Origin of the sequence: Vreelandella neptunia, assembly GCF_022489065.1 — a bacterium.
Lineage (GTDB): Bacteria > Pseudomonadota > Gammaproteobacteria > Pseudomonadales > Halomonadaceae > Vreelandella > Vreelandella neptunia_A.
In genome coordinates this window covers 203,223-216,683 of sequence record NZ_JAKVTW010000002.1, presented here as the reverse complement: position 1 = coordinate 216,683, position 13,461 = coordinate 203,223, and the positions used below count along the sequence as shown (strand labels likewise).

The following is a 13,461-nucleotide window of genomic DNA, read 5'->3' as shown; positions in this document are numbered from 1 at the left end:
CGATGCCAAAAGCATCCGTTAAACGCTTCCGTCGCTTACCCGATGACGAGAAGTCGCGCATTATTGAGATGGCCTGGGAAGACCGTACGCCGTTTGAAGCGATTGAGACGCTATTTGGTTTAGCCGAACCTGATGTCATTGAAGTGATGCGCCACCAGCTCAAACCAGGCTCATTTCGACTATGGCGCAAACGCGTCACCGGGCGCGCGACTAAGCACCGCGCCCTGCGCTCGCCAGATGTATTGCGCGGCTACTGCCCGACGCAGTATAAGCGCTGATAGCGCTTAACCAACACCCGCCTCGCTCGGCACTTTCAAAACAAGCCTTTCTCTAAACGCCTCTTTATTGTTATATTATCACATAACATAAACCCATTTAGAGGTGACCTTGCAATGACCGCATTTACTCCCCTGCCCGTGACAGTGCTCTCAGGGTTTCTGGGTGCCGGTAAAACCACCGTGCTGAATCATATTCTGGCCAATCGTGAAGGTCGCCGCGTGGCGGTGATCGTTAACGATATGAGCGAGGTGAATATTGACGGTGCGCTGGTGCGCGGCGGCCCTGGCGAGTCGACGTTGGATGGTGATGTAGCACTAAACCGCTCCGAAGAACGCCTGGTAGAGATGAGCAATGGCTGCATCTGCTGCACGCTGCGCGAAGATCTGCTGGAAGAGGTCAGCCAGTTGGCCCGAGAAGGCAAGTTCGATTACTTGGTTATTGAGTCTACCGGCATCTCTGAGCCACTGCCTGTGGCGGAAACCTTCACCTTTGAAGATGAGAGCGGTCAGAGCCTTTCCCACGTAGCTCGGCTGGATACCCTGGTCACCGTCGTCGATGGCGCCAACTTTCTTGAGCAGTACCGCGAAGCGCAAAGCCTCGCTGAAGCGGGGGAAAGCTTAGGCGAAGACGACGAGCGCAACGTCGCCGACCTGCTGGTCGACCAAATCGAGTTTTGCGATGTGCTGCTGATCAGCAAAACCGATCTGATCAGTGAAAAAGAGCTCGAGTCACTCAAGGCAATTCTGCGCTCACTTAATCCTGATGCTGAACTAGTCCCGATCACTAAAGGCGGCGTGCCGCTGGATAAAGTGCTGGATACCGGCAAGTTCAACTTTGAGCGCGCCCAACTGGCCCCAGGCTGGCTCAAAGAGATGCGCGGCGAACACGTGCCAGAGACCGAAGAGTACGGCATTGGCAGCTTTGCTTACCATGCCCGGCGCCCCTTCCATCCACAGAAATTCCACGACTTGCTTAACCAGGAGTGGTTCGGCAAAGGCCTGCTACGTTCGAAAGGCTTCTTCTGGCTTGCCACTCGCCCCCAGGCCGCAGGCCAGTGGAGTCAGGCAGGCGGTATCGCTCACCACGGCCCGGCAGGTGTGTTCTGGAAAGCGATCCCCGAAGAGCGTTGGCCAACCGACCCCGAAACGCGTCAGTTTATTATGGAGAAGTGGCAGGAGCCGTTTGGCGATATGCGCCAGGAGCTGGTATTTATCGGCCAGAACCTGGATCAAGCCCGGATGCGCGAAGCGCTGGACGACTGCTTGCTAAGCGAGGCAGTACTGCTGGCAGGCATGGAAGCGTGGAAGAAACTTCCCGACCCGTTCCCTTCCTGGGAGTAGGTGATAGCCATAATCCTCAACGACCAAAAGAGAGGCCGAAGCCTCTCTTTTTTATTGCCAACTATTTTGTGCAAGCTACTTTTTCGCAAGCTAAGGCGCTTACTGCAACATGCTAGGCAACCAAGTCGCTAGGCTTGGGAATACTATCAGCACTGCTACCAGTAGCATCGAACAGAGAATATAGGGAATCGCGGCCGAGTAGATTTCACTCATGGTCGTGCCCGGCGGTGCGACCCCTTTCATCACAAACAGTAACAGCCCTAATGGTGGTGTTGAGAAGCTGATTTCCAGTGCCAGCAACACGACGATACCGAACCATACCAAATCAAAACCAAGTGCCTGCGCCAATGGAAAGAAGATAGGCACAGTGAGCATCATGATGGAGATTTGCTCCATAAAAGTGCCCAGCACCAGCAGTACCGCAAACATGGCTAACAGCATCAGGATGGGGGAAAGATCAAAGCCTGTTGCCCAACCGATCAAACCGCCCGAAGCGCCCGAGAAACCAAGTAACTGGCTGAAGGTGGCCGAACCAAAGACGATCAGATAAGCCATCAGCGTGACTTTTAGCGCGCCGGTGACCGAAAGCTTAAACGCCTCCCAGGTCATGCAGCGGAAAAGAAACGCCAGGATAATCACGCCCAATGCACCAAAGGCCGCGGCTTCTGAAGGTGTGGCAAACCCCATCAGCATCATTGCAACAATAATTACCATCACGCTGAGCATGGGCAGAATATCGGTCACTATCAGCTTGAGCTTAGCGCTTAGCGGCACCGGTTCTAACTCATAGACTGGAGCGGCATCCGGGTCCAGCTTGGTTTGGATAAAGATGGTGACAATATAGAACCCCGCCAGCGTCAGCCCAGGCAAAATGCCCGCGATGAGCAGCGCGCCAATATCCACTTTTGCCAAGGTTGCCAACAGTACCGCCAACGCAGAAGGCGGAATAATAATCGCCAAACCTCCGGTCCCCAGAATGGGGCCAATGGCCATTTTCTTCTTATAGCCGCGTCGTTCCATTTCCGGCACCAGCAGCGAACCCATTAGCGCCGTGGAACCCATGGAAGAGCCGCTTAAAGTAGAAAACGCCGTGCCGCCGACCACCGTCACGTAAGATAAACGCCCCGGCAGCTTGCCCATCAACTGGTCAACGGCATTGAACATTTTCATGCCTAAGCCGGTGCGGAAAAACAGTTCACCCATCAGCAAAAACAGCGGGATAGGCACTAGATTAAAGCTTGAGAGCGCACCAAACCCGTTGTTTAGCATCTGCAAGATGCCAGTTTGGCCACCCATAAAGTGCCAGGCACCAATGACGTTAGCAGCTAAAAATGCCAAGGCTATTGGAGTGCCAATCGCCATAAAGATAAGAATCAGCGATAGCAGAAAAGCGAGCGCAAAGTACCATTCCATTATTCTTTCATCCCCGCTTCGCCGCTGTGAAGTATTTCATGGCCTACTACAAAGCGGCCAAACTCAATCGCCATTAAGGTAAAGCTGATAGGGAATACGATGGTCAGTATCCACTTCGGCACAAAGTAGGCACGCACGTCATAGTCAGTCCGTTCAATGTTCAGCAGAAACAGATCCAGCCCTTTCCACGCCAACATGCCGCACACCACCACACACAGTAACGATACGCCGCGGCTCAGTATGTTCAGCGCTGGCGGCGGTAAAACCGAGGTCAGCAGTTCAATATGCACGTGCCCTTTTTGACGTACTAACCAGGGCGCGCCCAGCAGAGTGAGATAAAACATGGCGTACTCGGTGGAAAGGAAAAACCACGCCGAGGGCTGAAGCCCTAAATTACGAATAACCACGGAAAGCACCACCGCTACCATCAGCCATACCAGCATGATGGCGGCCAGCAGGGCCATGCCGTTGAGCAGCAGTAGGTAGCCGCGTTGTGCGTAGCGCATAAAAGACCCTAACGAAAATTGCCACACTAAAAGGGGCGCTTATGAGAACTGCGCCCCGCATGTCTTTATAGGTCGTTAAACTTTTCGATCAACGTATCGTAATGCTCAAGTCCTGAAGGGTGGCGCTCCATTTGGCGGCGCATACGCTCCCAGGTGGCATCCCGAGCGGCATCGGAGAAGCGCTGTGCTGCTTCACCTTCCAGCGTGACTACCTGCATGCCATCAGCCTCGAGTTGAGCCTGCTGCTCTTCGGCTAATTCAGCCAGCTTCTCGGCGCTTTCACGCTCATGCTCAATGGCAACCTCTTGCAGGATTTGCTGCGACTCTTCGCTTAACTGGTTCCACTTATCCAGGTTAACGATCACGCCCATGTCGGTTGAGAAAAATGCAGGATCCACACGGTAATTAAGGAAGCGGTCCCAATTGAGGTCTTTCAGGCCAATTTGGGTCCAGCCAGTCGCGTTGACCACACTGCGTTCAAGAGCAGCGTAGACATCGGTGGTAGGCAGGCTGATCGGCTGCGCGCCCAAGTAATCCTGGAAGAAGGCGTCATATACCGGATTACTGCGTAAGCGCAGGCCCGAAACACTCAGATTACCGTCCGCATCAACGCTGGGTTCTTCAATGGTGTAGAAGTTGTAGCTGACGCCACTATCGAACCAGCCAAGGTAGTAGGTGCCCATCTTCTCTTGGTGGATTTCATTGAGCAGGTCGATGCCGCCATTTTCACGGGCAAAAATAGCGTTGGTGTTGGAGGCCACCATGGCATCGCGCTCTGGCACGGTACCGGCGTAGAAGCTTGCGGCGGTATAGGCCATATCCACCACGCCGTTGCGCACTGCATCAGGCTGCTCGGAAAGGCCGATCACTTCAGGACCACCACGCACGTTAATCTGCACCACGCCTTCACCGCGCTCGTTCACTTTATCGACGAACTCGAGAAAGCTCTGGGTATAGATCAGCGAAGGGGGGAATGCATGCACGGCGGTGATTTCATCAAGCGCCAGTGCCTGGGCTGAAGCCAGGGCGGTGAGCATGCCCAGGGTAAGCGTTACTTTTTTCATTCGTTAGTCTCCTGCACGAGGTAGTCTGCGTTATAGCGTTTATTGTTTCTGCTGCTTTCTTATAAGCCGTTTTTATAAACGTCTGCTGTAAGCGTGCGTACTCTTTTTATAAACATTCACTATTGGTATAGCGTTACTACCGCTAACCTTTACTTATAATGGCGCTTTCTGGCGGCTGCGCCGCCGTCCAAGGGAACTGTGCTGAGTAGTGCGCTGCGAACTCAGTAATGGTGTGGGCATGTTGGCGGGTCATATCAATATCATCCCAGCCGTTAAGCAGCTTGGTGCGCCATACGGGGCTAATGGAAAAGCTGACTTGCACTTCAGCGACACGGATTAGCTGCTGCTCCAAATCAACATAAATATCGGCCGGTGCATCTCCCAACGCTGCCAGCAAGCGCTCTGCCTCCTCTTCTTCCACAACCGCAGGCAGCAAGCCGTTATTGACGGCGTTAGAGGCAAAAATATCGCCAAAGCTTGGCGCCACCACGCAGCGAAAGCCGTAATCGACCAGCGCATAGACTGCTGCCTCACGCGACGAACCCGCCCCAAAGTTGCGTCGGCTGACCATCACTTCGGCATTATTGGCCTTAGGGCGATGCAGAATAAATTCAGCGTCTGGTGTGCCATGCTCATCATGGCGAACGTCATAAAGCAGAAACTGGCCGTACCCAACGCTGCGCGGCTCTTTCATAAAACGCGCCGGAATAAGCTGATCGGTATCCACGTTCGCTGCTGCAAGCGCCACCCCAAGGTTGTGCAATACGGTAATCGGTTGCATTAGTGCGCTCCTGAAGCCTGAACGGATGAGTCACTGCCCGCCGTTAACGTCCGTACATCGGCCAGCCGTCCACTGACCGCCGCAGCGGCCACCATGGGAGGTGACATCAGATGCGTACGCGCCCCTGGCCCCTGGCGACCCTTGAAGTTGCGATTGGTGGTGGAAGCACAGCGCTCGCCGCTGGCGACCAAATCACCGTTCATACCCACACACATGGAGCATCCGGAGTGGCGCCACTCGAGCCCTGCGTCGATAAAAATGCGGTCTAACCCCTCCGCTTCCGCCTGGGTTTTCACTAACGTTGAGCCGGGCGAGACCATGCCGGGTACGCGGCTTTTGTGGCCTGCCAGTATGGCGGCAGCGGCGCGTAAGTCTTCAATGCGGGCGTTAGTGCAGGAGCCAATAAAAACTCGGTCAATTTTGATGTCGGTGAGCTTTTGGCCTGGTGTTAAGCCCATATAGGCCAAGCTATCTCTGGCCTGGCGCGCTTTGGCGGGGTCGCTAAGTTGCTCGGGATCCGGTACTGCGCGATCAATAGGCAGTGCTTCTTCCGGCGAAACGCCCCAGGTCACTGTCGGAGCAATCTCATCGGCATGCAGCGTCACTTCTAGATCAAAGCTGGCGCCTGGGTCACTGTAGAGCGTGGACCAGTAAGCGCAGGCTTGGTCGAAAGCGTCACCTTTTGGACTCCAGGGGCGCTCGCGCAAATAGTCGAAGGTGGTTTGATCAGGCGCGATCATGCCACAGCGACCCCCGCCCTCAATGGAGAGGTTGCACAGCGTCAAACGCGCTTCCATGGAGAGCGAACGAATCGCCTCACCGGCGTACTCGATGGCGTAGCCTCGTGCACCATCAGCACCCAAACGGGCAATCCAGGTGAGCGCGACATCCTTGGCGGTGATGCCTTCGGCCAGTTGGCCTTCCACCGTGATGCGCATCACCTTGGGCTTGCTTTGCCACAACGTTTGGGTGGCCAGCACGTGGGCGACTTCTGATGCGCCAATACCGAAGGCAATGCTGCCAAAGGCACCGTGAGTAGCGGTATGGCTATCGCCACACACCATCACCATCCCGGGCTGAGTGAGCCCCTGCTCCGGCCCGAGAACATGCACGATGCCCTGGCGGGGGTCATCCAGGCCAAACAGCGTCACACCGTGTTGCTGGGTATTCTGGGAGAGCTGCTCAATCATTGAGCGCACTTTGGGATCGGCAACGCCTGCCAAATCTCGGGCTAGCGTTGGTACGTAGTGGTCAGCAATGCCAAAGGTCAGATCGGGCCGGGCAACGGGCAGTGCACGCTCAGCGAGCTTATTGAACGCATGAAAGGAGCCTTCATGGACAAAGTGACGGTCAATCCACAGCAGGCTCTGACCGCTGTCACTGCGGTGAACCTCATGGGCCTGCCAAACTTTGTCAAATAGCGTTGTTGGGGTGCTCATTGTCGTCGCTCGTTGCCTCGGCCTTCGTTGGACTTATCATTCTCACCCAATACAACTAGCGCAGTTTCACAACACAGGTCAAATGTATTTTTTATAATTTTAAATCTGTATTAAATTTAATACATTAAAAATCAACCTAATCACACTACTCAGCCTTGCCGCTGGTGGGCATTCCACCCACTTTCGGTTCCCAGTAGCGGGAGTTATCGTCGCCGTTTCGCTCAAGATCTATCTGGAAGCGGTAACGATCCGGACGATAGAGTGCATCCAAATGCTCTACGCCCCGGCCCTGCTCATCAAACACAACGCGGGTAAGTGAAATCAGCGGCGAACCTACGGCAACATCTAGTGCTTCAGCCACTTCATGGCTAGCCAACGTAGCGGAAATCGATTGGGAAGCGTGGTCGACCTTTACGCCACTGCGCTCTAGCAGCACAAACAGCGGCGTATTGGCTAAATCCATCTCGTTGTAGTGCAGAGCAATAGATTCGGGGACGTGGGTCACCAGATGGGAAAATGGCTTATCGTCGACCATACGGACACGCACCGAGCGCTGTACCTTGCCGTTCTGCGCCATACCTAACCGCTCGCGAACCATTTCCGGTGGTAGCACATAGGCAAACTCCAGCAGCCGCACCTGGGAAGCTTGGCTCATCTTGACCATATTGGGCATCAGATTAGACACGCTGGCGGTCATCACCGTCGCGTCCAACGGCTGCTCCAATACCACCGTCCCCACCCCAGCCTTACGCTCTACCATGCCTGTCGTTTGCAGCGCCTCCATGGCACGCCGAACGGTAACTCGCGACACGCCATGCTGCTCTGCCAGTTTATTTTCACCGGCTAATTTACTGCCCGCAGGCAGCCGTCCACTCAAAATAGCGTCTTTCAGCAGCAGGTAGATGCGGTGGGATTTAGTGCCGCCTACCGCGGAGGATTGTGCCTCACTCATCCACGCCTCTCCTCAGGATGTGGTTCAAAAAATTCATAACAGGCTTGACGTAGGGATAATAATAGACATAAAAATGTATTACATATAATACATATCGACAGCCAGTTAATAACACAATTACTGCCGTTTGAAAGCCATTATTACAGAACCAGCCCCCTTAAGTATCGCTAACAACCGGGTTTCAAATAAGGGTTTCAGATGGGCAGCGATTAGCCAAAGAGTCGAGCGTTATCTATGACGGAAAACCGCTGTGAGAAAAACACTAGCGCTGAGCAGGTACGCGCTTTTTTAAGTGCTATGGAAGCCCGCGACTTAGCCAGCGCTGAGCGCTACCTCGCCGTAGACGTAGTCATGCAGTTTCCTGGCGCGCCACCGATGCAACGGCTCAGCGAGGTTGTCGAATGGGCCAAAAACCGCTACCGCCGGGTGAGCAAAACGATTTACGCCGTCGAGCAGTGCGACTACCCCACTCACGGCGCTGGTTCTGTAATAGTCGTTTTTTGCCATGGCGAGCTCACAGTGGAGTGGCTGGATGGCAGTACTTCAGCGGGCGTGCGCTTTATTGACCGCTTTGAACTCACCGATGGCCTGATTACCCGTCAGGATGTTTGGAACGACTTGGCGCTAACACAAACTGCCACCGCTAACCCCTGAATCCACCGCTCATGTTTTTCTGACTATCGTTTTTCTTACTATCGTTTTCTGACTACCCTTTTTCCTAGAGTGACGAGATATTTATGACACGCCAACAGCACGCCTCACACCAGCCAGCCCAACTTAAGCAGCAGTTGAAAGACAGCTCCATTGTGGTCGCCCCCGGCGTGTTTGACGCCCTTGGCGCTTCACTTGCCGAGCAGGCAGGCTTCGATACGGTCTACCTTTCCGGTGCTAGCCTGGCCTATACCCAGCTGGGGCGGCCGGATATTGGCTTACTCAGCATTACCGAAATTTGCACTGCGATGTCGCATATTCGCGAACGCACTAATTTATCTGTTGTGGTGGATTGTGATACCGGCTTTGGCAACGCCATGAACGTGATGCGCAGCGTGCGCTTGCTGGAGCGTTCGGGCGCCAACGCGATTCAGTTAGAAGATCAAACCTATCCCAAGCGCTGCGGCCACCTGCGCGGTAAAACCCTGGTCTCCAAAAGCGAAATGGTGGGTAAACTACACGCAGCTCTGGACGCCCGTGAAAGCGACAGCACCCTGATTATCGGCCGCACCGACGCCCTTGGCGTGGAAGGCACCGACAGCGCCATTGAGCGCGCCCAAGCCTATTATGAAGCGGGCGTCGATATGCTGTTTATCGAAGGTATTCGTAGCGACGAAGATATCAGCAAGATCATGACCCAGTTCAAAGGCAATGTGCCGATTATGGCCAATATGGTCGAGGGCGGAGACACGCCGCTGCAGAACGCCCAGGCGCTGGAAGACCTAGGCTTCTCGCTGGTGATTTTCCCCGGCGCGCTGGTACGAGCGATTACTCATATGGCCAGTCGCTTCTTTGCCACCCTGAAACAGGATGGCACCACCGACGCCTTCCGCGACCAGATGCTCGATTTCAAACAGCTTAACGACTACCTAGGCACCCAGGCGATGCTGGAGCTTGGCGAGCAGTACGACAATCGCTAACGCTCGCTTCTCAACGTGTGCCGATGATTTATAAATAAGCAAATTCAGGAGACGACGATGCAGATCACCGATAAAACGGCGAAAGAGATTTTTAACGACGTCATGGCCAACCCCCAGCGGGTGCCGTTTGGCTTTGGTAATAAAGCAGTGCTGGTGAACGTTGATCCGCAAAAGGCCTACACCCGTACCGATCTCTTTAAAACCGCCTACGAAACAGACCCCAAACAGTTGGAGTACACCAACCAACTGGCCCGCGGTTTTCGGGAGAAAGGCTGGCCGGTGGTCTGGACGCATGTGGCTTTTTTGGACTCCGCCGAAGATGCGGGGGTATGGGGCACGCGGACCGATACGCCGGACTCACTGCAAAACATTAAGTACGACTCTGAGCGCGCCGAGTTCGACGAGCGATGTGAAATCGATCGCAGCCGGGATGTGATCTATACCAAGCGCATGCCCTCAGCATTTTTTGAAACCCCGCTACAGTCGCTGCTGGTGTGGCATCAGGTCGATACGGTGATTATTACCGGTGGCTCTACCTCTGGCTGCATCCGCGCTACCGCGGTGGAAAGCCTGTCCCGAGGCTACCGCACTATCGTGCCGATGGAGTGCGTATCGGATAAACACGAAAGCTACCACTACGCCAACCTGACCGACCTACACCTTAAGTATGCCGACGTACTGCCGGTGGCCGAGGTATTAGCGTGGTTGGACGGTAATGGGTGATAACAGGAGCCAGCCATGAAAGAGTCACTCGGCGTTTACGACTACTGGGCCTATGACCAGCGCCCCAAGATCACCTGGCCAGGCGGGGCGAAAGTCGCTTTCTGGGTCGCACCCAATATCGAGTATTACGAACTCGACCCACCGCTGAACCCGCAGCGTAACCCTTGGCCGCATCCGCACCCTTCGGTTCCTGGCTACAGCATTCGCGACTACGGCAACCGGGTTGGCCACCAGCGCCAGATGGCTCTGCTGGATAAGTACGGCATTCGCGGTTCGGTGTCGCTGTCGGTGGCGCTCTGCGAGCACCACCCTGAGATTATCCAGATGTGCCGCGAGCGTGACTGGGAGTTCTTTAGCCACGGCATCTACAACACACGCTACACCTACGGCCTGAGCGAAGCCCAGGAGCGGGCGATGATCCGCGACAGTATGGAAACCATACACCGTCATACTGGCCAGGCCTGCGCTGGCTATCTAGCCCCGGCACTCTCTCACTCAGAGCGCACCCTGGATCTGTTTGCAGAAGTGGGCGAAGAGCTTTTCGGCGACAAAGGCGGGCTTTACACCTGCGATCTGTTCCACGACGACCAGCCAACGCCGGTCAGCGTTCGTTCCGGCAAGCGGTTTATCTCCATGCCCTACTCGCTGGAGATGAACGACACCATCGTCTACGCCGTGAACAAGGTAGAGCCGCGCCAGTATGCCACTATGCTCAAGCGCCACTTTGACCGGCTGTATGCCGAAGGCGCCGAGTCCGGCACCGTGATGTGCATTCCCACTCACAACTATCAGGTGAGCTGTCCGCACCGGATCAAGGCGTTTGAAGAGGCACTTGAGTACATTACCGGCCATCCGGATGTATGGGTCGCCACCGGCCGCGAGATTGCCGACTACTACTTGGCCAACTATTACGATGTCGCCCTCGACAGCATCGCGGCCCAGGCCGCCACCGCAAGTAAACAGGGGTAACGCTATGGCGCTTAACGACGACTATCTCGACTACCCTTTACGCCGCCACGGCTACGACCACGAGCGCTATGCGTGGTCGATGCTAAGTGAACGCCCAACGGTCACCTGGCCCGAGGGCAAAACCCTGGCGGTATGGATCAATATCTCGCTACAGTTCTACCCGCTTAACCAGCGCGGCAAGCCGTTTAAGGTGCCTAACGGCATGACCATGCCCTACCCGGATCTGCGCCACTTCTCGCTGCGGGATTACGGCAACCGCGTGGGGATTTATCGGGTACTCAAAGCGCTGACGGCTTACAACATCACGCCCACCTTTGCTATCAACGCCCAGTTAGCGGAGCAGACGCCCTATTTGGTGCAGCGCCTGAAAGAGCATGGCGGTGAATTTATCGCCCACGGCTGGAATATGGATCACCTGCACTACGGCGGCCAGCCGATTGAAGAGGAAGCCGAGCTGGTCAAGCGTTCCGTCGACACGCTGCGGCGCGTCACCGGCCAGCCTGTTCGCGGCTGGCTAAGCCCAGCCAAGCACCAAAGTTTCAACACCCCTGACCTGCTGGCAGAGAACTGCATCGAATACTGTGCCGACTGGGTCAACGACGATATGCCTTATGCTTGTGAAACCAAAACCGGCTGTTTAACCATGATGCCGCTGGCCACCGAGATCGAGGACCAGTTTGTGATCGGCCAGAACCTGCACTCGGAGGATTCCTGGGTGACTCAGGTGAAAGACGCTTTCGACTTCCTGTTGGCAGAGTCCCGCGAGCAGGGCGGGCGACTGTTTGCCTTGAACCTTCACCCCTGGTTGGTCGGCCAGCCTCACCGGATTGCCTGCCTGGAAGAGGTGCTGGCCCATATCAGCGGGCACCCAGAAGTATGGCAGGCCCCGGCGGGCGAGATTCTTGATGCGTTTCATCGTGCAGGGGAGCAGGCGTAATGGCGATACTTCCCTATAACAACGACAGCTTTGATGCCCATTTGCCGTTACTGATTATTGGCGCTGGGGCCTGTGGCTTGGTCGCCGCACTGGCTGCCCAAGAGGCGGGTGTGGAGCTGGCGGTGCTGGAGCGCGACGCGCTACCCCGCGGCAGCACGGCGATGTCGTCGGGCTTTATTCCTGCTGCTAATACGCGCTTTCAGCATGAGCTTGGCGTCACGGATTCCGCCGACGCCATGGCAGAGGATATCCAGAAGAAAAATGGCTTCGAGGCAGACCCGGCGATTGTTGAGCTACTCGCCAGCCAATCCGGCCAAACCATTGAGTGGCTAGCGGATCGACACAGCGTGCCCTTTGAGCTGGTCGAGGGATTTCTCTACCCCGGCCACCGCCACCTGCGTATGCACGCCACGCCTCGGCGTACCGGGGAAGAGTTGATGGGCGCGTTGCTTAACGCTGTTGAAGCGGCAGGTATCGATATTTTGACCCAGGCGCGAGTGGTGGATATACACGTTGATGATGCTCAAAGAGTGCGCGGCGTAACGCTTGAGCGCCCGGACGGTAGTCGCGAAAGCATCGGCTGCGACGCGTTGATTCTAGCTTGCAACGGCTATGGCGGTAACGTTGAGCTGGTGGAGCGCTACCTTCCCACGCTCAAACACGCGCTCTACTACGGCCATGAAGGTAACCAGGGCGATGCGCTGCTGTGGGGTCAGTCCATGGGCGCCAGCACCAAAGATTTAGGCGCCTGCCAGGGGCATGGATCCCTAGCCACGCCCCACCAGATTCTGATTAGCTGGGCGCTGATGATGCAGGGCGGCATTCAGGTCAATCTAAACGGCGAGCGCTTCTCCAACGAGCACGGCGGCTATTCAGAGCAAGCGGCCAAGGTCTTGGCCCAGCCAGAGAAAATTGCCTGGAATCTTTATGACGCCCGCATCCATGAATCCGCTCAGGCGTTTGAGGATTATCGCAACGCTCAGGAGAGTGGCGCGGTACGCAGCTTTGCTAGCCTTGAAGAGCTGGCAACTGGCTTGAGCATGCCACTCACCACGCTGCAGGCCACCTTCAAAGCGATGCAGCAGCATGCCGAGCAGCAAACGGAAGATACCTTTGGCCGCAGCTTTGAACCCGCCAACCTGCTCAAGCCACCCTATTACGCCATTCGCGTGACCGGTGCGCTGTTTCATACCCAAGGCGGTTTAGAGGTGAACCGCACCGCACGAGTGCTTAATACCCAAGGCCAGGCGCTACCCAACCTGTTCGCGGCAGGGGGCGCGGCACGCGGTGTTTCGGGTTCCAACGACAGCGGCTACCTTTCCGGCAACGGGCTGCTTAGCGCGGTGGTACTGGGCGCTGTAGCGGGCAAAAGCGCCGCTGAGCTGCTTCATTTGAAGCTCAGTTCAGCAGTATTGCCCTAGGGCTAC

14 protein-coding genes are annotated in these 13,461 nt (G+C 55.8%); 8 read left to right on the top strand and 6 right to left on the bottom strand.

The features are described 5' to 3' along the window. Positions 1 to 2 precede the first annotated feature (2 nt). Positions 3 to 278 (top strand): TIGR03643 family protein, encoded by a 276-nt coding sequence (locus MLE19_RS05190; RefSeq protein ID WP_240717009.1) that lies wholly within the window; start codon positions 3 to 5, stop codon positions 276 to 278. Positions 279 to 392: 114 nt separating this feature from the next. Continuing rightward, positions 393 to 1,619: a zinc metallochaperone GTPase ZigA gene (gene zigA, locus MLE19_RS05185; protein ID WP_240717008.1), complete on the top strand. Its 1,227-nt coding sequence runs from the start codon at positions 393 to 395 to the stop codon at positions 1,617 to 1,619. 99 nt (positions 1,620 to 1,718) lie between these two features. Here zigA and MLE19_RS05180 read toward each other — a convergent pair whose 3' ends face one another. From MLE19_RS05180 to MLE19_RS05155, 6 genes are all read right to left on the bottom strand, one after another. Then, on the bottom strand, positions 1,719 to 3,032 hold the full coding sequence (locus tag MLE19_RS05180; protein ID WP_240717007.1) for a TRAP transporter large permease: 1,314 nt from the start codon (positions 3,030 to 3,032) through the stop codon (positions 1,719 to 1,721). After that, positions 3,032 to 3,538 carry a TRAP transporter small permease gene (locus MLE19_RS05175; RefSeq protein ID WP_240717006.1) on the bottom strand — a complete coding sequence of 169 codons (507 nt, stop codon included), beginning with the start codon at positions 3,536 to 3,538 and terminating at the stop codon, positions 3,032 to 3,034. The genes MLE19_RS05180 and MLE19_RS05175 overlap by 1 nt, the downstream gene beginning before the upstream one ends. Before the next feature lie 65 nt (positions 3,539 to 3,603). Next, positions 3,604 to 4,602 carry a TRAP transporter substrate-binding protein DctP gene (dctP, locus tag MLE19_RS05170; RefSeq protein ID WP_240717005.1) on the bottom strand — a complete coding sequence of 333 codons (999 nt, stop codon included), beginning with the start codon at positions 4,600 to 4,602 and terminating at the stop codon, positions 3,604 to 3,606. A gap of 142 nt (positions 4,603 to 4,744) precedes the next feature. Continuing rightward, a complete protein-coding gene (gene leuD, locus MLE19_RS05165; RefSeq protein WP_240717004.1) occupies positions 4,745 to 5,383 on the bottom strand; it encodes a 3-isopropylmalate dehydratase small subunit in 639 nt (212 codons plus the stop codon). Next, a complete protein-coding gene (gene leuC / locus MLE19_RS05160) occupies positions 5,383 to 6,822 on the bottom strand; it encodes a 3-isopropylmalate dehydratase large subunit (protein ID WP_240717003.1) in 1,440 nt (479 codons plus the stop codon). Before leuC ends, leuD begins: the two co-directional genes overlap by 1 nt. Positions 6,823 to 6,967: 145 nt before the next feature. Beyond that, complete coding sequence (locus MLE19_RS05155) at positions 6,968 to 7,774, bottom strand: GntR family transcriptional regulator (RefSeq protein ID WP_240717002.1); 807 nt, start codon at positions 7,772 to 7,774, stop codon at positions 6,968 to 6,970. Positions 7,775 to 8,008: 234 nt separating this feature from the next. On the opposite strand from MLE19_RS05155, the gene MLE19_RS05150 reads away from it, so the two are divergent. The 6 genes from MLE19_RS05150 to MLE19_RS05125 all read left to right on the top strand — a co-directional run bounded on the left by MLE19_RS05150 (position 8,009) and on the right by MLE19_RS05125 (position 13,455). Then, a complete protein-coding gene (locus MLE19_RS05150) occupies positions 8,009 to 8,428 on the top strand; it encodes a nuclear transport factor 2 family protein (RefSeq protein ID WP_240717001.1) in 420 nt (139 codons plus the stop codon). An 83-nt stretch (positions 8,429 to 8,511) separates the two neighbouring features. After that, positions 8,512 to 9,405, top strand: a complete 894-nt coding sequence (locus tag MLE19_RS05145) for an isocitrate lyase/PEP mutase family protein (protein ID WP_240717000.1) — start codon at positions 8,512 to 8,514, stop codon at positions 9,403 to 9,405. A gap of 57 nt (positions 9,406 to 9,462) precedes the next feature. Continuing rightward, complete coding sequence (locus MLE19_RS05140) at positions 9,463 to 10,128, top strand: isochorismatase family protein (protein ID WP_240716999.1); 666 nt, start codon at positions 9,463 to 9,465, stop codon at positions 10,126 to 10,128. Between the two features lie 15 nt (positions 10,129 to 10,143). Further along, positions 10,144 to 11,097: a polysaccharide deacetylase family protein gene (locus tag MLE19_RS05135; protein ID WP_240716998.1), complete on the top strand. Its 954-nt coding sequence runs from the start codon at positions 10,144 to 10,146 to the stop codon at positions 11,095 to 11,097. 4 nt (positions 11,098 to 11,101) lie between these two features. After that, positions 11,102 to 12,034, top strand: coding sequence for a polysaccharide deacetylase family protein (locus tag MLE19_RS05130; protein ID WP_240716997.1), 933 nt, complete (start codon positions 11,102 to 11,104; stop codon positions 12,032 to 12,034). Beyond that, on the top strand, positions 12,034 to 13,455 hold the full coding sequence (locus MLE19_RS05125; protein WP_240716996.1) for an FAD-dependent oxidoreductase: 1,422 nt from the start codon (positions 12,034 to 12,036) through the stop codon (positions 13,453 to 13,455). Before MLE19_RS05130 ends, MLE19_RS05125 begins: the two co-directional genes overlap by 1 nt. Positions 13,456 to 13,461: the final 6 nt, after the last annotated feature.